Raw genomic sequence first — 18,618 nt, forward strand, 5'->3', positions numbered from 1 at the left:
CCGAGCGAAGCGAGACAACAACGCGTAAGCGTTGGCCCGAAGGGCGAGGCCGTAGGCTGAGTCATCCTGCACGACCCACCATCTTAGATATTCATTCAAAAGACTCCCTTAGGTATTTGTTAGCTCAGTCGGTAGCGCGGTTAGCTTTTAATCCATTAGTTGCAGGTTCTGGCCTGGCAAATCATCTTTAATATGTGATATCCCGATTGTGCAAACTATTCGTGCCCAAACCACCTATACCAATAATGTCAGATGAGATAAGCTTTACGTAATTGTTGTGCTAGCTAATTATTAGGATATAAAAATGAATCTCTACGGACTCGTGGCTGATATTGGTGGTACGAATGCCAGATTAGCACTTTGCAATTTGAAGGATGGGGCTATTGACCAGATTAAAACATATAGTGCAAAACAATACGCTGGGTTGGAGTCTATTATCAGCCATTATTTGGCGGAGCAAAAAGTAATAATAACTTATGCTTGTATCGCTATTGCCTGCCCGATAAATGGTGATTGGGTGGAAATGACTAACCACCAATGGGCATTTTCTATTAGTGAGCTGAAACAGGCGCTTGGGCTAGAAAAATTAGATGTTATTAATGATTTCACTGCCGTATCTATGGCTATCCCCATGCTGACAGAGGAACATAAAGTTCAATTGGGAGGGGGAGCTGCGGTTGAAGATAAACCAATTGCTGTTTATGGTGCTGGAACTGGCCTTGGTGTGGCTCATTTGATAAAAGCGGGCAAGCAATGGATTAGCTTACCTGGTGAAGGCGGCCATGTAGATTTTGCGGCAAATAGTGAAGAACAAGATGCAATATTAGCTGTTTTACGTCGCAAACTGGGGCATGTTTCGGTAGAAAGAATCTTGTCCGGTAGTGGATTAGTGAATCTCTATCAGGCCATTGCAATTTTGGATCAGAGTCAGCCGGAAGATTTAGAACCCGAAATAGTGACGCAGCGGGCATTAGATGAAAGTTGCCAATATTGTCATCGTGCCCTAGCACTATTTTGTGAAATTATGGGGCGATTTGGCGGGAATTTAGCTTTAAATATGGGTGCTTTTGGTGGTGTATATATCGCTGGTGGTATAGTGCCGCGGTTTTTTGATTTCTTTAAGCAATCGAATTTCCTTTATGGATTTGAGGATAAAGGGCGCTTTAAAACATTAGTACAACAGATTCCTGTTTATCTGATTACTCATCCGCAACCTGGATTATTAGGCTCAGGGACATATCTACGGCAAAAACTTTCACTGATTGATTAAGTTATAAAGGCAGATATATACATATTGGAAATAATGATTGTATATATCTGACTAAAATCTCTGAAAATATAAATTATGACTTTGTATTATATCTATTTTTCCGTAAATATTTTTATATTACCTATGGTTTATTTTCAACAATAAACCATAGGTAATATTGCTTAATATTGACAAATATAATAATTTCTTAATTATTTGAAATGGAATTATATTGTTAATTCTAATGAAAATATATTAATTCATTGCAATGTTATAGATATCTGTTTCAAATAAATAATTGTGTGTAACCACTTAAAACAAACATATCATATTGAAAAGTATAACAAATTAATATTTTGTTTATGTTTTTAGTGTTTTTTAATAAATGGATTAATCAGTAAATAGATATTTTTATGATGATATAATAAAGTGTCTTTTTTATTTTTTTATTGATTATATGGTTAATTAAAGAATTATAAAAGGATATCAAGATCTTAAATGCGAGATTATATTTTATATGGCAAAAATTTTATTTATGGTACGAAAATATTGATTTATATATGAAAATATTATTGATTTATATATCACTGTAACACTGACTTGTGCTTTCAGGATAATTAGAAATTGGATATGGTTATAGATTCTTCAAATAAAGTTTCTATTAATATGAATTGGTTATATTTTAATCCGAATGCTGTTATACTCTTTTCATATAATCTTGTATTTGGAATGTATGCCAAGAACATGATTTTTTAGTCTATCTTATTATTTATAAAGAAAAAATCAGACTGTATTAACGTTGGTGAAGTCATTTTCTGGCGTCCCCTGCAGGGATCGAACCTGCAATTAGCCCTTAGGAGGGGCTTGTTATATCCATTTAACTAAGGGGACAATACCCGCATTATAACTGCTTTTCTTTCCTAATATAAGGCGTTATGAACTGTTTGCCTATTTAGTAACCACTCAAATTGAGTACCATTCAAGTTGAATTGTCAGTAATATTTATACTGTTGATGATCATCGGTGGGTAATGCACAAATTGATTTGCCGGATCTAGAGGTTATTACTTGGAGAAATTTATGACGTATCGTTTGGGCGGAATCGCTCTTACCGCCGCATTGTTGGTGGGGTGTGCCAGTTCATCTAATACTGTTGAGCAGGGGCGTTCAGACCCTCTGGAGGGTTTTAACCGTACAATGTTCAACTTTAATTATGATGTTCTTGATCCTTATATTCTACGTCCGGTCGCGGTTGTATGGCACGATTATGTACCAATGCCTGCCCGAAATGGTTTGGGTAATTTTCTAAGTAATCTCGAAGAGCCGGCTAGCATGGTAAACAGTTTCTTACGTGGTAATCCGTATCAGGGAATGAAACATTTTAATCGTTTTTTCCTGAATACCATTTTTGGGATGGCGGGGTTGATTGATGTTGCAACTATGGCAAACCCTAAGCTGGCAAAAGAAGAGTCAAAACGCTTTGGTAGTACTCTGGGCTATTATGATGTGGGATATGGTCCTTATGTCGTATTGCCGGGCTATGGCAGTTTCACTCTACGTGATGAAGGGGGAAATTGGGCTGATATGACTTATCCAATGCTAAGTTATCTGAATATCTGGATGTCAGCCGGTAAATGGGTATTTGAAGGTATTGAAACTCGTGCTCGTTTACTGGATTCTGATGGTTTGTTGAAGAATTCATCAGATCCATACCTGATGATGCGCGAAGCTTATTTCCAGGGCCATGATTTTATGGCAAGTGACGGTAAACTGGAAGCCACGAAAAATCCGAATGCTGAGGCATTACAGGATGAGTTGGACAGTATTGATTGATGTTGCTTCTGGTTTAACTCTATAAATAAAAAAGGATAGCAGCAAGGCTATCCTTTTTTAGGCGCTACATATTATCAGAATGCGTAGTTGAAGTTCACACCATATAACCAGGCAGAACCTTTCGCATCAAATTCATATGGCTTATTGGTTGGATCAGGTTTTTCAGACAATTTCTCTTTAACAGTGACTTTCTGACCATGCATATAAGAAACGCCTACATCAACAGACATGTCTTTGTTAAACGCGTAAGTTGCACCAGCACTCAACCAGAAACGGTCCTGATCAGGAATAGAGATAGAACGGTTTTCAGCAGGAATCGGGCTGTCATCAAAGGCGATGCCAGTGCGGAATGTCCAATTGTCATCGTGATAATAAGTTGTACCTAAAGCAATCCGGTAGGCATCTTTAAAACCTTCATGTTTACTGAACAGGACTGAACCGTCTTTATTTCTGGTACCTTTCAGTTCACTAAACTCACTCCAGCCTGTATATGCCAAGCTATAGTGGATAGCCCATTTAGGTGCTACGCGGTTGTAACCGGAAACTTCCCAGATATCTGGTAAATTCAGGTCTAATTTACCACCAATAGTTTGGCCGCCGGTGGCAGGTAAACCTATTCTGTTCCCTATCGCAACAGGTATATCATTTTTATAGTCACCGTCTTTAAATTTAACTTTAACTTTAGAACGGTAAGTCAGGCTGTAGCGGTTATTTTCATCCACTTCGTACATGATGCCTGCATTCCAACCATAGCCCCAATCTTTGCCTGACAGATTAGCAACCTCATCAGTTGGTTTTATTAGGCCGTTCAGTTTATTTGACAGAATACCCGCGTGGCGGACGATTTTCGCATCAGCATAAACGGCGTTCAGTCCCAAACCAAAGCTGAAGTTATCGTTCAGTCGATACGCACCGCTCAGGTTGAAGTTCAACGTTGTTAGATCAGTTTTACCGCCGATAGGGCCTGCTTCATAGTTATTGCTAAAATCAGTTGCCAGACCAAAGTTAGTGGTGACTGAAGTACCAACAAACCATTGATCATCAATCGGCATAATAAAATGCAGATTAGGTATCCATGCGGTAGGTGCAATGTTTTTAGCGTTGGTACTTTTACCCGTCATTGGTGATTTACCGGTAATATCAACATCTGGGTTGATATAAACGGCACCAATAGAAAACGATGGGTGATCAAACAGAGTCATTGCTGCTGGGTTACGGCTGCCTACAGTCGCGTTATCAGCAACAACTCCTTCCCCGGAAAAAGCCCGGCCCAAAGCCGAAGTAGAAAATTCATTTAACTGGAAACCGGCAGCGCCAGCATTGGATGAGATTATAGCCACTGCAACCGCTAATGCTGAACGGGTGAACAGGTTTTTCTGGTTCATGACCAAAACCCTCTTGTTTATTATTTAACTATGCCACTTATCTTAGCAAGGAGCGCAGGATTGTAGAGTCGGTTTGTCTTGATGACAAATCAGACCAGTCGTGAAGTATAGGTCTGATAACAGTTGGTGTTGCAAGAATGTTTTTAAAATATGACCAAATTGATATCAAAAACGCGACTCAGTTAACAAAAAAATGATTTTGAGTGTTAATAAAAACGTTTAAAAACGACTTTTTGAGATCAGATTTCGACGAGATAAATATACTCATAGTAGAGTAGGCGCTGGTTCTCCGGTGGTAAGAGGGATAAAATATTAAGATAGGTTATTAATACTTGGGGGAATGAAAATATGGCTGATGTAATGAACCGGTATGGCGCAGAAGAAACCGCAGCTTGCTGCTGCGTGTTTTGGATAAATAGCGGAGTGTTTTACTGAGTCCCTCCTTATTGTTATTTCTTTTTTATCGCTTGCGAACATGCTCTAAGAAGCATTGAAATTATTTAGCCATTAAATAAATTAAAGTTGCGCTTCCTCTCATTTTTAGTTTATTCAGGTTTGCTATTTATAAACATTACGCTAACAATGATCTATCAGGTCAGACCTGTCCAGGTCGATTAAAAGATTTTTTCAGTAATTTGATTGAGTTAACGATAATCTTTCAGGAGCCGTTATGAGTCGTCCTTTAACAAAAGTGACACAGCAAGGTGATCGTATCGCTATTGTCAGCGGGCTACGTATTCCATTTGCTAAACAGGCAACATCGTATCACGGCATACCGGCTGTGGATTTGGGTAAATCAGTTGTCAGCGAATTGGTGGTCAGGAGTGGTTTACCCCCTGAAAAGATTGATCAACTGGTGTTTGGACAAGTGGTGCAAATGCCTGAAGCGCCAAATATTGCCCGTGAAATCGTTCTTGGTGCTGGGTTGAGTGTCAATACTGATGCTTACAGTGTATCCCGTGCATGTGCGACCAGCTTTCAGGCGATAGCCAATGTGGCTGAAAGCATTATGGCCGGTACGGTGAATATCGGGATTGCTGGTGGAGCGGATTCCTCTTCTGTACTGCCCATTGGTGTGACTAAATCCTTGGCCCGTACTCTTGTGGATATGAATAAGGCGAAAACCTTATCACAGCGTCTTAAGTTACTTAGCCGCCTTAAATTTTGTGATTTATTGCCTGTATCTCCAGCGGTAGCGGAATATTCTACAGGTCTGCGTATGGGAGATACCGCAGAACAAATGGCGAAGACTTACCGTATCAGCCGGGAAGATCAGGATGCATTGGCACATCGATCCCATGTTCTGGCAGCAAAAGCCTGGGAACAGGGATTGTTGGTTGATGAAGTCATGACGGCTCATTTCCCGCCATATCGTGAAGCATTGCGTGAAGATAACAATATTCGTACAAATTCCGTATTAACTTCCTATGCGAAGCTGCGTCCGGCATTTGACCGCAAGTACGGCACTGTCACTGCCGCAAACAGTACACCGCTGACAGATGGCGCAGCGGCAGTCATATTGATGCGTGAATCTGTAGCAAGGGAGTTGGGAATGAAACCGCTTGGTTATCTGCGTAGTTATGCATTCTCAGCAATTGATGTCTGGCAGGATATGCTACTGGGGCCGTCATACGCGACGCCAATAGCGCTCGATCGTGCAGGTATCACGCTGAAAGATCTGACTTTAATTGATATGCATGAAGCCTTTGCTGCTCAGACACTGGCAAACCTGAAAATGTTTGCCAGTGATGAATTTGCCCGTAATAAATTAGGGCGTGCTCAGGCAATTGGTGAAGTCGACATGGATAAATTTAATGTCTTGGGTGGGTCAATTGCTTATGGGCACCCATTTGCAGCAACAGGGGCTCGTATGGTGACGCAGGTATTGAATGAGTTGCGTCGTCGTGGCGGCGGATTGGGGTTAACGACTGCTTGTGCTGCTGGCGGGTTGGGCACAGCTATGGTATTGGAGGTGGAATAATGGCTCAGTCTCAGCATGACGCTGCAACCATCACTGCGGATGCAAAACAGACAGCTTCTGTTTTCAGTTTTGATATAAGGCCGGACAAGATCGGTGTGATTACTATTGATGTTCCGGGAGAAAAGGTAAATACGCTGAAAGCAGAATTTGTTGATCAATTTCTGCATGTTTTCAAACAAGCTCAACAATCTTCCGGCCTTAAAGGACTAATTTTGATTTCCGGTAAGCCGGATACCTTTATTGCCGGTGCTGATATCTCCATGATCGCCGGGTGTAAAACCAAAGAAGAGGCACAAGATCTGGCTGAAAAGGGCCAGAAACTGTTTTCTCAAATAGCCAATTATCCTTTGCCTGTTGTGGCGGCGATTCATGGTGCTTGTTTAGGGGGCGGTCTGGAACTGGCGCTTGCATGTCATTGGCGTATTTGTTCACTGGATGATAAAACCCGTCTTGGATTACCTGAAGTTCAACTTGGGTTATTACCGGGTTCAGGTGGCACTCAGCGGTTGCCAAGATTAATTGGTGTCAGTTCAGCTCTGGATATCATTCTGACAGGCAAGCAATTACGGGCGAAACAGGCATTGCGGCTCGGTGTGGTGGATGACGCGGTGCCGTTGGATATTTTGCTGGAAGTCGCGGTTGAAAAAGTTAAAAAAGGCATTCCGGTGCGTAAACCTTTGCCATGGCAACAGCGATTGTTAGTTGGGCCGGTGGGAAGGTATTTTTTGTTTAATATCGTTCGCAAAAAGACGTTGGCGAAAACTCGTGGGCACTATCCGGCTCCTGAGCGAATTATTGCTGTTGTCAAAGAAGGTCTTGAGAAAGGTATGACCCAAGGTTTACGGGCCGAGGCAACGGCATTCGGTGAACTGGCAATGACACGGGAATCTGCCGCTTTACGTAATCTGTTTTTTGCTGCAACTTCACTGAAAAATGAAACGGGTTCATCAGAGAAACCCGCGAAAATCGAACGTGTTGGTATATTAGGTGGTGGCTTGATGGGAGGGGGAATTGCGAATGTGACAACCATCCGTGGCAAACTACCGGTGCGTATCAAAGATATTAATGAAAAGGGTATTAGTCAGGTACTAAAGTACACGTGGGATTTATTGTCTAAACGGGTGAAGCAAAAACGATTACGCCCGGCAGAGCGTGCTCAACAAATGATGCTGATTTCGGGAACGACGGATTATCGCGGTTTCGAACAGACAGATATTGTTGTTGAGGCGGTATTTGAGGATTTGTCACTGAAACAGCAAATGGTGGCGGAAATTGAAGCAAATGCTAAACCAGAAACTGTATTTGCATCCAATACCTCTTCACTGCCTATCCATGAGATTGCAGAAAAAGCTCAACGACCAGAACAGGTTATTGGTCTGCATTATTTTAGTCCAGTGGATAAAATGCCTTTGGTGGAAGTTATTCCACATAAAGGAACCAGTGAAAAAACGATTGCTACCGCGGTTGCTCTGGCAAAGAAACAGGGTAAAACTGCTATCGTGGTTGGTGATAAAGCTGGGTTTTATGTGAACCGGATCCTTGTGCCTTATATCAGTGAAGCAGCGAATTGCCTGGTAGAAGGAGAACCGATTGATCATATAGATAAGGCACTGGTTAATTTTGGTTTTCCGGTCGGGCCGATCAATTTATTAGATGAAGTCGGCATTGATGTTGGCACCAAAATTATGCCGATTCTGGTAGAGCAGCTAGGGCCGCGTTTTGCTGCACCTGAATCTCTTGATGCGGTACTGAAAGATGGTCGTAAGGGCAGGAAAAATGGCCGTGGCTTCTATTTGTATACATCAGAGGTCAGAAAATTCTGGCAGTTTGGTAAGCGAAGCAAAAAAGTTGATAGCTCAGTTTATACTTTGCTGAATATTACACCTGAGTCGCGTATGATCTCTTCAGAAATCGCTCAACGTTGTGTGATGCTGATGCTTAATGAAGCAGTTCGTTGCCTGGATGAAGGGATTGTCAGAAGCCCGCGTGATGGTGATATTGGTGCGGTATTTGGCATTGGTTTTCCACCATTTTTTGGTGGTCCATTCCGCTATATCGATAGTCTGGGTTGTGCCAGAGTGGTGGAGATTTTACGTAGGCTGGAAAGTCAGCATGGAGATAGATTTGTCCCTTGTGATCACTTAGTGAAAATGGCTGAACAGAATAAAAATTTCTATCCGTAGTAACCTATTATTATATTTATGAAAAAATCGATTCCGGTGTCGTTGAGGTACCGGAATCATCTTTAGTATTTTTGCATAAAAAAGATCTCTTTGAATTTCAAGCAATACCTATTGGGCTGTTGTTCAATCATTTTATTTGTTTTTGTTTTGAGTAGAATGCCTGCTGACCATACCTGAAATGTTTTTGTGATAATAATTTTTATTGTATAACTCAGGTTAGATTACTGATATTTATTATCAGTAAGATAGCTACGCTAACTCATTCATACGGTGGATTATGCAAGTTTTTATTATGCGTCATGGCGACGCAGCTTTGGATGCAATCAGCGACGCAGCCCGGCAACTCACTCCTCGTGGTTGTAATGAATCACAAGAAATGGCTCGTTGGTTAGCACAGCAGGAGCCTCAGATTGGTCTCGTATTGGTGAGTCCTTATATTCGCGCTGAGCAGACGTTACAGGTTGTTCGCAAATCCTTATCATTACCGGATGGTGAAGAAGTGTTGCCAGGATTAACGCCATCAGGTGATGCTGCTACAGTTAGCAGTTATCTACAGGTTCTTGCTGAACAAGGATATAACGCTGTTTTGGTTGTCTCCCACTTACCGTTAGTCGGCTATTTGGTTGCTGAATTATGTCCGGCAGAAACACCACCGATGTTTGCAACTTCTGCAATCACATGTGTGGATTTAGACAACCAAACTGGCAAAGGAACTCTTATCTGGCAAATCAGTCCGTCACAATTGGCAGCAAAGGCCTGATAGTTCAGCGATATATGGGATCATCAAGTTCGACAAGTATCAATAATGAGGCGTTGCCACCCCATTCTTTCGGTGCTTGGTGGAAGGCAATGATATCTGGGTGCTGGGCCAGCCATAGCGGGGTTTGCTGTTTGAGAATGTGTTTCCCGTGGCCGTGCATGACGCAGGCGCAGTAGACATGTTCACGGCGGCAAGCCGCGATCAATGCCCCAATTTCCTGCTTGGCCTGCATTTGAGTTAGTCCGTGTAAATCAAGGAATAGTTCTGGTGAATAGTCACCCCGGCGTAGTTTTTTCAGTTCATAATGACTTGCACCTTCCCTTACGTAACGGGTAGGGCCTTCTGTATCAAGGTTCGGCTGAAATTCATCAGAAAAATAATAGCTTGCATCAATTTGTTCTTGTTGTATTCGCTCAGTGGCAATATGGCTGGTCTTTTTTCTTCTGGGAGGATGTAAGACAGTATCCTGGTTTATGCATTTGGTTCCTGCTACCGATTCTTTAAACAAGCTAATCTCTTCCTCGTTTAGGGAATATTTATTCTTCATCATTGCTCAGTTAATCAAACTATTTTGTGACAAGTGTACTGCATCTTTTTAACTATTGAACCTGATTATATTAAATGAAACCTGATTTTACTTTGTTTGTGGCCTAAAAATGCTGACAAGAAAATGTATCCGGGTAGTCAGCAAAATAATTTGACAATTATTGTTAGTTGGAAAATAAATGTATATACAACTAAGAACCTGACTGATCAGGTACTGACGAATACAGGATGCTAATCATGGCAATAGAACTGCGTGATACTGATGTCATCTGGCGTAATGCAAGATTGGCAACAATGGACCCTTCTATCAATGCAGCTTACGGATTATTAAAAGAACATGATCTTTTGGTGCGTAATGACAAGATTTTAGCAATTTTGCCCACAGCAACATTACAGACAAACCGCTGTCAGGTAATTGATGCCCAACAACGTCTGATTACTCCAGGTTTAATCGATTGCCACACCCACTTGGTTTTTGGTGGTAACCGGGCTTATGAATGGGAACAGCGTTTAAACGGTATGTCTTATGCTGAACTCAGTGCTCAGGGTGGGGGGATCAATGCGACGGTTTCTGCGACTCGAACCAGCTCTCTTGAGCAACTTGAACACTCTGCACAGCAGCGTCTTGCTGCATTTATGGCCGAAGGCGTAACGACTATTGAGATTAAATCGGGTTATGGATTAAATCTGGAAAACGAAGAAAAGTTGTTGCAGGTCGCACAAAACCTGGCGCAGCATAATCCGATAGAAATTAGCCCGACCTTGCTTGCCGCTCATACTTGCCCGCCTGAATATAAGCACAATCCTGATGCCTATATAAATCTGATTTGTGAAGTTATCCTGCCGCAGCTTTGGCAGAAAAAGCTATTCGAAGCTGTAGATGTTTTTTGTGAAAGCGTGGGGTTTAATCTGGCGCAAACCGAACGGCTCTTTCAGGAGGCCGAACGCTGGAATATTCCAATAAAAGGACATGTGGAACAACTGTCCAATTTAGGCGGGAGTAAATTGGTCGCTCGTTATCATGGCCTTTCCGTTGATCACATTGAATATCTGGATCAGGCAGGCGTGGAGGTTCTCAGCCGCAGTGGTACAGTCGCTGTTTTGCTTCCTGGTGCTTTCTACTTTTTGCAGGAAATACAACGCCCACCTGTTGATTTATTACGGCAATTTAATGTGCCGATAGCAATATCTACTGATTTTAATCCTGGAACCAGCCCGTTTGCTTCCCTGCGTATGGCGATGAATATGGCATGCGTCCAATTTGGATTGACTCCGGAAGAGGCGTGGTTAGGTGTAACCCGACATGCCGCTCGTGCATTAGGCCGGGAAAAGAGTCACGGACAGCTGCGCGCAGGCGCTTACGCCGATTTTATTGTCTGGGATGCAGAAAATCCCGTTGATATTTTCTATGAATTGGGCCATAACCCACTGAATACCCGGGTATTTCGTGGAAATATTACACATTCCAACATACAGCAGATAAGGAGCAGCAAATGAATTTATGGCATGCCACTTCACCGACTATTTGGCAAGGACGAAATGATTTGTCAGAAGCGGATAATGCACTACGGCTTTTTCAAACAGTTAAATTGTCCCCGTATTTTACGCCGGAAGAATTTCCTCACTCTATTGCTCTGTTGGGGTTTGAATGTGATGAAGGGGTAAAACTTAATCAGGGTAGGCCAGGCGCTAATCAAGGCCCTGATTATCTGCGTAAGGCATTGGCCAATATGGCCAGCCATACAGGGCATGACAGATTGGTGGATTTGGGAAGTATTCGCGCTAATCCCAATCAATTGAGTGAGGCTCAACAAGCCCTGGCTGATGCAATTACCCAATGCCAGCATCAAAATGTGCGTACCCTGGTGTTGGGGGGTGGACATGAAACCGCTTTTGCTCATGGTGTTGGAATTTATGATGCTTTCCCACATCAGCGCATAGGTATTATTAACTTCGATGCTCATCTCGACTTACGGCGATCGCCGCAGCCGACTTCCGGCACACCCTTTCGTCAGCTTGCTGAATATTGCCAGCAACACCAACGTCAGTTTCATTATACTTGTATTGGCGCAAGTTTGGCGTCTAATACCCAGGCATTGGTAGATGAAGCCAACCGCTTAAACGTTACGGTTATTTGGGATAATCAATGTAGTGAAGCCATGCTGGACAAAGTACAGCGGCAGATACAAGATACACTCCAACAAGTTGATTTGATTTATATGACAATCGATCTCGATGTATTGCCTGCTTATCAGATGCCGGCAGTCTCTGCGCCGGCGGCACTGGGGCTACCATTGGAGCGTCTTCTGCAATTGATTCAGCCAATCTGCCAGAGTGGTAAATTACAGGCGGCTGATTTGGTAGAACTCAATCCAACATTTGATATCCAAGGAATCGGGGGAAAGGCAGCAGCACGCCTTGCCTGGCAATTAGCACATTGGTGGTATTGATTATCCAGAATAACAATACTATTGTGCGGTTTTATTTGGCGGAAATAGCCTGATAAAGTGAACGTAATTAATCACTTAACATTTTTATAGCAGCAAGGAATTTATTGTGACGACACACTTATCAGGGCCATTTGCCAAACCTGCCCCTTTGTATGCCAGAGTGAAACAGTCCATCATCGAAAAAATCTATACCGGTGAATGGAAATCAAATGATCGTGTTCCATCAGAAGCTGAATTAGTTAAACAGTTTAACTGTAGCCGTATGACTGCCAACCGTGCCTTACGTGAATTGACCGCTGAAGGGCTATTAGTGCGGCTACAAGGGGTGGGATCGTTTGTTGCTGAACCGAAAGGGCAATCTGCACTGTTTGAAATTCACAGCATTGCTGATGAGATCTCAGCCCGTTCTCATCAGCATCGCTGTAAAATAGTCAAGTTATCGGAGCTGAATGCTGACGTAAAACAGGCTGTTGAATTGGATATTATCGCGGGTACGCCGATTTACCAGTCGATTATTGTCCACTATGAAAACGATATTCCTGTTCAGATAGAAGATCGTTACGTCAATGCTCAAGCGGTTCCTGATTATTTGCAACAAGACTTCACAAAACTTACGCCACACGATTATTTGTCAATCATTGCACCGTTAACGGAAGGTGAACACATCGTGGAAGCCATCGCCGGCGATCCCCGATCCTGCAAGTTACTGCAAATTGAATCGGGTGCGCCTTGTTTATTAATCAGCCGCCGAACCTGGTCGACTCATTACACCGTTTCCAGTGCCAGGCTGTTGTTTCCCGGTAATCGGTATAAATTGAAAGGGCGTTTCAGCTCATAGTCACTGTTTTTACAAGAAAACTATTGTGGCAATTTATCCTTGATAGAGAGTTAAAACCTATCGACGTATTTATATGATTTATTGAAGCTTTAGGTTATTCCCTTACTGACAACTGATTTTTTTCCGAATGAGTTGATAGGGTTCCCATAGATCGTTACCTTCATAATGTATTAATGCGATTTCACGTATTTTATCCGTCCCACTGATAGCAGCTAATACTTTCATCATCAACGTGACTGCTCCCCGTTCTTTTTATTTGCCACCCTTTATAGACAAGGAGCAAACTTGGTCTGTATTCAGACAAAATCTTTCCATATGTAAATTATATTTTTGTAAATTTAATGTAAATAATTTGTGATTATAAACACAAAAATAACAAAAACATGACTTCTTGATAATCAGAAAAAATAATGTTAACAAATTGATTTATAATAAAATAAAGATATTAAGTTCATAAATTTATTATTTTGGCTAACAATTTGGTCTATTGAATATACATGTATATACAACTATACATTTAACAAATATCCAAAGAACAAAAGGAGCCAGACCGTGACCGACCAGAATAATAAATTTCGTAATGTCGATATCCGGGCACCCAGAGGGACGCAACTCACAGCCAAAAGCTGGTTAACCGAAGCGCCTCTGCGCATGCTAATGAATAATCTTGATCCAGAAGTTGCTGAAAACTCGCATGAACTGGTGGTGTATGGGGGTATTGGCCGGGCTGCCAGAAACTGGGAATGTTATGACAAGATTGTTGAAACACTGAAAGAGTTGGAAGACGACGAAACGCTGTTAATCCAATCGGGTAAACCGGTTGGGGTGTTTAAAACGCATAAAAATGCACCACGGGTACTCATTGCAAATTCTAATCTGATACCGCATTGGGCTACCTGGGAACACTTCAACGAGTTGGATGCGAAAGGGTTGGCTATGTACGGTCAGATGACGGCGGGTAGCTGGATCTACATTGGCAGCCAGGGAATTGTTCAAGGCACCTATGAAACGTTTGTGGAAGCTGGTCGTCAGCATTATAACGGTAATTTACAGGGGCGTTGGGTATTAACCGCTGGTCTAGGCGGTATGGGGGGAGCGCAACCGCTGGCTGCAACACTGGCCGGAGCATGTTCTCTGAATATTGAATGTCAGCAAAGCAGGATCGATTTCCGCCTGCGTACTCGTTATATCGATGAACAAGCTAAGGATCTGGACGATGCACTGGCCCGGATCGAAAAATACACACAGGAAGGTAAAGCTATCTCTATCGCACTGTGTGGTAATGCCGCTGAAATTTTGCCGGAATTAGTTCGTCGTGGTGTGCGTCCGGATTTAGTCACTGATCAGACAAGCGCACATGATCCTCTCAACGGTTATCTGCCGAAAAACTGGCGCTGGGAAGAATACCGCCTGCGTGCCATTTCAGATCCGGTCGAAGTCATCAAAGCAGCAAAATCTTCAATGGCAGAGCATGTTAAGGCGATGTTGTCTTTTCAGAAACAGGGAATTCCTGTTTTTGATTACGGCAACAATATTCGTCAAATGGCGTATGAAGTTGGCGTAGAAAATGCTTTTGATTTCCCTGGTTTTGTTCCTGCCTATATTCGCCCGTTATTTTGCCGTGGTATCGGGCCTTTCCGTTGGGTAGCACTTTCTGGCGATCCACAGGATATCTACAAAACTGACGCCAAAGTTAAAGAATTGCTCCCCGATGATAAACATTTGCATCGCTGGCTGGATATGGCCAGAGAACGCATCAGTTTTCAGGGATTACCTGCCCGTATCTGTTGGGTTGGTTTAGGCGAACGCGCCAAACTGGGATTAGCTTTTAATGAAATGGTACGCAGTGGTGAGCTTTCTGCGCCGATTGTTATTGGGCGTGACCATCTGGATTCCGGTTCTGTCGCCAGCCCGAACCGGGAAACCGAATCCATGCGTGATGGTTCTGACGCAGTTTCGGATTGGCCGTTGTTGAATGCCTTACTTAACACCGCCAGCGGCGCTACCTGGGTTTCTCTGCATCATGGCGGTGGCGTCGGAATGGGCTTCTCACAACATGCAGGTATGGTGATCGTTTGTGATGGAACCGATGAAGCCGCAGAACGTATAGCCAGGGTGTTGCACAACGATCCGGCTACCGGAGTTATGCGTCATGCCGATGCAGGTTATGAAATTGCTATTCATTGTGCTAAAGAGCACGGATTAGATTTGCCTATGATCAATACAAAATAAGGAACATTATGAAACAGTTAACTATCTACCCAGGCAAATTGACCCTTGATGAACTGCGTCAGGTTTATCTGCAACCCATAAAAATAACTCTGGATAGCCAGACATTTCCGGCTATTGAACACAGTGTGGCATGTGTTAATGCTATTCTTGCTGAAAAACGCATTGCGTATGGAATTAATACCGGATTCGGACTATTAGCCAGTACCCGGATTGAGGAAAATAATTTAGAAAAACTGCAACATTCGCTGGTCGTGTCTCATGCCGCCGGAATAGGTGAAGCGCTGGACGACAACATGACCCGGTTGATCATGGTATTGAAAATCAGCAGCCTCTCCCGTGGTTACTCAGGCATTCGTCTGGAAGTCATTCAGGCGTTGGTCGCTTTAGTTAATGCGGAGGTTTATCCCTGTATTCCTTGTAAAGGATCTGTCGGCGCATCAGGTGATTTAGCACCGTTGGCACATATGAGTCTGTTATTACTTGGGGAAGGACAGGCGCGTTATCAGGGCGAATGGTTGCCGGCCAAAGAAGCTCTGGCAAAAGCCAATTTACAACCTGTCACATTGGCGGCCAAAGAGGGTTTAGCGTTGCTTAATGGTACTCAAGTCTCCACCGCTTTTGCGTTACGTGGATTATTTGAGGCAGAAGATCTGTTGGCGGCAGCAATAGTGTGCGGCTCTTTATCCGTAGAAGCGGCATTGGGTTCCCGCAAACCATTTGATGCCCGCGTGCATGAGGTGCGTGGGCAACAGGGGCAGATTGACGTAGCTGCATTGTATCGTTATGTATTGGAAGAGAGCAGTGAACTATCGGATTCTCATATAGACTGTCCCAAGGTGCAGGATCCTTATTCATTGCGTTGTCAGCCACAGGTCATGGGAGCTTGCCTGACCCAGCTCCGCCATGCTGCCGATGTTATTCTGACTGAAGCTAATGCTGTATCTGATAATCCATTGGTATTTGCTGAACAGGGTGAGGTGATTTCCGGCGGTAATTTTCATGCTGAACCCGTTGCAATGGCGTCTGACAACCTGGCGCTGGCATTAGCGGAAATCGGCGCATTGTCAGAACGACGTATTGCATTGTTGATGGATTCACATATGTCACAGCTTCCGCCTTTTCTGGTTGAGAACGGTGGTGTGAATTCCGGTTTTATGATTGCACAAGTGACGGCAGCGGCTCTTGCCAGTGAAAATAAAGCGTTAGCCCACCCTGCGAGTGTTGACAGTTTACCGACTTCGGCCAATCAGGAAGATCATGTATCAATGGCACCGGCTGCCGGGCGTCGTTTGTGGGAGATGGCAGAAAATACCCGGGGTATTCTGGCAATTGAGTGGTTATCCGCCTGTCAAGGAGTAGATTTCCGAAATGGCTTGAAAAGCAGTCCGATTCTGGAAAAAGCGCGTCATATTTTGCGGGAAAAGGTAGATTATTACGATCAGGATCGTTTTTTTGCGCCAGATATTGCTGCTGCGGTACAACTATTGGTTGAGCAACACCTTTCCTCACTACTTCCTGCTGGACAGATATTACAGACTAAAAATAACCGTTAAATAAACCGAGGGCCGGCTTCTGTCCGGCCTGATCGTTGCAGTTATCTTTCATAAAACCCAATAATAAAAGATAAGAGGGTAAATCATGCAAGCCACATTACACCTAGAACGGGGACTCAATGCTCGCCATATTCGGTTTATGGCGTTGGGTTCTGCGATTGGCACTGGTCTTTTTTATGGTTCTGCTGAAGCCATAAAAATGGCTGGTCCGGCGGTATTATTAGCTTATTTAGTGGGCGGCGCCGCTGTTTTTATGGTCATGCGCGCTCTGGGAGAAATGGCGGTCCACAAACCGGACGCCGGTTCTTTTGCCAGTTACGCCCATCAATATTTAGGCCCGTTACCGGGGTTTATTACTGGTTGGACTTATACTTTCGAAATGATAATAGTCTGTCTGGCTGATGTAACGGCTTTCGGTATTTATATGGGGTTATGGTATCCGGAAGTGCCGCGTTGGATATGGGTACTCAGCATTATTTTCATTATTGGCGCGTTGAATCTTTGTAAAGTCAAGGTATTTGGCGAAATGGAATTCTGGCTGTCAATTCTGAAAGTTGCGGCGATCAGTGCCATGATTATTGCTGGGGCTGGCATTATTTTGTTTGGTTTCAGCGGCCATTTTCAGGCGACAGGCGTTCAAAATCTGTGGCAACACGGTGGATTTATGCCTAATGGATTTGGCGGCATCATTGAGTCTCTGGCGGTCGTTATGTTTGCTTTCGGTGGTATTGAAATCATCGGAATTACATCCAGTGAAGCTAAAAATCCGGCGAAAATGATCCCGCAAGCGATCAATTCTATCCCGTTTCGTATCCTGCTATTTTATGTACTGACTATTTTTGTATTAATGGCAATTTACCCTTGGAGCAGCATCGGCCAGGAAGGTAGTCCATTTGTCGCCATATTTCAGGGACTGGGAATTAGTTCGGCGGCGAATATACTGAATATTATCGTGATCACAGCGGCAATTTCGGCTATTAACAGTGATATTTTTGGTGCAGGCCGGATGATGTACGGTATGGCGGAGAAAGGGTTGGCACATAAAAAATTTATGAAACTAAGCCGTAACGGCGTGCCTTGGGTGACCATCATGGTGATGACATTGGCATTGCTGTGTGCTGTTGTCCTGAATTACTTACTCCCTAAACAGGTGTTTGTCATCATTGCTTCGATTGCCACTTTTGCCACGGTATGGGTCTGGTTAATGATTTTGCTTTCTCAGTTTGCTATGCGCAGAAAGATGTCACCGGAAGAAGCACAAAAATTAAAATTTCCAGTACCGATGTGGCCTGTTGCACCGATTCTGACTATCGTGTTTATGATATTTATTATTGCTGTTCTGAGTTACTTCCCTGCGACACGAATTGCGTTTTATGTAGGAGGGGTATGGATCCTGCTATTAACTGCGGCCTATTATTTATGGATTCGAAATAATGTCATCATTGTTAACGCGCAGTCTGTTAACGAGAAAACATAATATAAATATTATAGAAGCCGTCTTGTTGCTGACTGAATAAGACGGTTTCCGCGGAAAATTGGTCAAAAATCTGCAATAAAACACCGGCGCCATCCTTTTATTGTCATTAGCCTGACATGAAAGCTGATTTGT

14 protein-coding genes, 1 tRNA gene and 1 other RNA gene are annotated in these 18,618 nt (G+C 43.2%); 12 read left to right on the plus strand and 4 right to left on the minus strand.

Annotated elements, in window-relative coordinates:
* Positions 1–81: non-coding RNA, RtT sRNA (locus LGZ99_RS18070), on the plus strand; the annotation flags it as partial.
* 223 nt (positions 82–304) lie between these two features.
* Positions 305–1,270: a glucokinase gene (gene glk, locus LGZ99_RS18075; RefSeq protein ID WP_036838248.1), complete on the plus strand. Its 966-nt coding sequence runs from the start codon at positions 305–307 to the stop codon at positions 1,268–1,270.
* Positions 1,271–2,065: 795 nt separating this feature from the next.
* Here the strand turns inward: glk and LGZ99_RS18080 are convergent.
* Positions 2,066–2,140: transfer RNA gene (locus tag LGZ99_RS18080), tRNA-Arg, on the minus strand.
* A gap of 188 nt (positions 2,141–2,328) precedes the next feature.
* Between LGZ99_RS18080 and mlaA the strand changes: the two genes are divergently transcribed.
* Entirely contained in the window at positions 2,329–3,081 is a 753-nt protein-coding gene (gene mlaA / locus LGZ99_RS18085; RefSeq protein ID WP_021323867.1) for a phospholipid-binding lipoprotein MlaA, read from the plus strand.
* Between the two features lie 74 nt (positions 3,082–3,155).
* On the opposite strand, the gene fadL is transcribed toward mlaA, so the two are convergent.
* Positions 3,156–4,466 carry a long-chain fatty acid transporter FadL gene (gene fadL, locus LGZ99_RS18090; RefSeq protein ID WP_036838249.1) on the minus strand — a complete coding sequence of 437 codons (1,311 nt, stop codon included), beginning with the start codon at positions 4,464–4,466 and terminating at the stop codon, positions 3,156–3,158.
* Positions 4,467–5,136: 670 nt separating this feature from the next.
* On the opposite strand from fadL, the gene fadI reads away from it, so the two are divergent.
* From fadI to sixA, 3 genes are all read left to right on the plus strand, one after another.
* Entirely contained in the window at positions 5,137–6,447 is a 1,311-nt protein-coding gene (fadI, locus tag LGZ99_RS18095) for an acetyl-CoA C-acyltransferase FadI (protein ID WP_036838250.1), read from the plus strand.
* Complete coding sequence (fadJ, locus tag LGZ99_RS18100; protein ID WP_036838252.1) at positions 6,447–8,630, plus strand: fatty acid oxidation complex subunit alpha FadJ; 2,184 nt, start codon at positions 6,447–6,449, stop codon at positions 8,628–8,630. The genes fadI and fadJ overlap by 1 nt, the downstream gene beginning before the upstream one ends.
* 277 nt (positions 8,631–8,907) lie before the next feature.
* Positions 8,908–9,390, plus strand: coding sequence for a phosphohistidine phosphatase SixA (gene sixA, locus LGZ99_RS18105; RefSeq protein WP_021323261.1), 483 nt, complete (start codon positions 8,908–8,910; stop codon positions 9,388–9,390).
* Between the two features lie 4 nt (positions 9,391–9,394).
* Here sixA and smrB read toward each other — a convergent pair whose 3' ends face one another.
* A complete protein-coding gene (gene smrB / locus LGZ99_RS18110; protein ID WP_031281161.1) occupies positions 9,395–9,937 on the minus strand; it encodes an endonuclease SmrB in 543 nt (180 codons plus the stop codon).
* A 236-nt stretch (positions 9,938–10,173) separates the two neighbouring features.
* Here smrB and hutI point away from each other — a divergent pair, with 236 nt between their 5' ends.
* The 3 genes from hutI (at position 10,174) to hutC (ending at position 13,224) form a co-directional block, all read left to right on the plus strand.
* The gene (gene hutI / locus LGZ99_RS18115) at positions 10,174–11,433 is read left to right on the plus strand and encodes an imidazolonepropionase (RefSeq protein WP_036838262.1); all 1,260 of its coding nucleotides are present in this window, start codon (positions 10,174–10,176) and stop codon (positions 11,431–11,433) included.
* Positions 11,430–12,386 (plus strand): formimidoylglutamase, encoded by a 957-nt coding sequence (hutG, locus tag LGZ99_RS18120; protein WP_036838264.1) that lies wholly within the window; start codon positions 11,430–11,432, stop codon positions 12,384–12,386. Before hutI ends, hutG begins: the two co-directional genes overlap by 4 nt.
* Positions 12,387–12,492: 106 nt before the next feature.
* The gene (hutC, locus tag LGZ99_RS18125; RefSeq protein ID WP_021323257.1) at positions 12,493–13,224 is read left to right on the plus strand and encodes a histidine utilization transcriptional repressor HutC; all 732 of its coding nucleotides are present in this window, start codon (positions 12,493–12,495) and stop codon (positions 13,222–13,224) included.
* Between the two features lie 102 nt (positions 13,225–13,326).
* On the opposite strand, the gene LGZ99_RS18130 is transcribed toward hutC, so the two are convergent.
* Positions 13,327–13,452: a hypothetical protein gene (locus LGZ99_RS18130; protein ID WP_021323256.1), complete on the minus strand. Its 126-nt coding sequence runs from the start codon at positions 13,450–13,452 to the stop codon at positions 13,327–13,329.
* Between the two features lie 324 nt (positions 13,453–13,776).
* On the opposite strand from LGZ99_RS18130, the gene hutU reads away from it, so the two are divergent.
* The 3 genes from hutU to LGZ99_RS18145 all read left to right on the plus strand — a co-directional run bounded on the left by hutU (position 13,777) and on the right by LGZ99_RS18145 (position 18,486).
* Positions 13,777–15,456 (plus strand): urocanate hydratase, encoded by a 1,680-nt coding sequence (gene hutU, locus LGZ99_RS18135; protein ID WP_036838265.1) that lies wholly within the window; start codon positions 13,777–13,779, stop codon positions 15,454–15,456.
* An 8-nt stretch (positions 15,457–15,464) separates the two neighbouring features.
* Positions 15,465–17,009, plus strand: a complete 1,545-nt coding sequence (hutH, locus tag LGZ99_RS18140) for a histidine ammonia-lyase (RefSeq protein WP_036838267.1) — start codon at positions 15,465–15,467, stop codon at positions 17,007–17,009.
* Positions 17,010–17,094: 85 nt separating this feature from the next.
* A complete protein-coding gene (locus tag LGZ99_RS18145; protein ID WP_023045338.1) occupies positions 17,095–18,486 on the plus strand; it encodes an L-histidine transporter HutT in 1,392 nt (463 codons plus the stop codon).
* Positions 18,487–18,618: the final 132 nt, after the last annotated feature.

The organism is Photorhabdus temperata, from assembly GCF_025384845.1.
Lineage (GTDB): Bacteria > Pseudomonadota > Gammaproteobacteria > Enterobacterales > Enterobacteriaceae > Photorhabdus > Photorhabdus temperata.

What these genes read in the sequence shown, in the direction of transcription:
- glk (WP_036838248.1), top strand. Translation starts at nt 305, where the DNA reads ATGAATCTCTACGGACTCGTGGCTGATATTGGTGGTACGAATGCCAGA.
- mlaA (WP_021323867.1), top strand. Translation starts at nt 2,329, where the DNA reads ATGACGTATCGTTTGGGCGGAATCGCTCTTACCGCCGCATTGTTGGTG.
- fadL (WP_036838249.1), bottom strand. Translation starts at nt 4,466, where the DNA reads ATGAACCAGAAAAACCTGTTCACCCGTTCAGCATTAGCGGTTGCAGTG.
- fadI (WP_036838250.1), top strand. Translation starts at nt 5,137, where the DNA reads ATGAGTCGTCCTTTAACAAAAGTGACACAGCAAGGTGATCGTATCGCT.
- fadJ (WP_036838252.1), top strand. Translation starts at nt 6,447, where the DNA reads ATGGCTCAGTCTCAGCATGACGCTGCAACCATCACTGCGGATGCAAAA.
- sixA (WP_021323261.1), top strand. Translation starts at nt 8,908, where the DNA reads ATGCAAGTTTTTATTATGCGTCATGGCGACGCAGCTTTGGATGCAATC.
- smrB (WP_031281161.1), bottom strand. Translation starts at nt 9,937, where the DNA reads ATGAAGAATAAATATTCCCTAAACGAGGAAGAGATTAGCTTGTTTAAA.
- hutI (WP_036838262.1), top strand. Translation starts at nt 10,174, where the DNA reads ATGGCAATAGAACTGCGTGATACTGATGTCATCTGGCGTAATGCAAGA.
- hutG (WP_036838264.1), top strand. Translation starts at nt 11,430, where the DNA reads ATGAATTTATGGCATGCCACTTCACCGACTATTTGGCAAGGACGAAAT.
- LGZ99_RS18130 (WP_021323256.1), bottom strand. Translation starts at nt 13,452, where the DNA reads ATGATGAAAGTATTAGCTGCTATCAGTGGGACGGATAAAATACGTGAA.
- hutH (WP_036838267.1), top strand. Translation starts at nt 15,465, where the DNA reads ATGAAACAGTTAACTATCTACCCAGGCAAATTGACCCTTGATGAACTG.
- LGZ99_RS18145 (WP_023045338.1), top strand. Translation starts at nt 17,095, where the DNA reads ATGCAAGCCACATTACACCTAGAACGGGGACTCAATGCTCGCCATATT.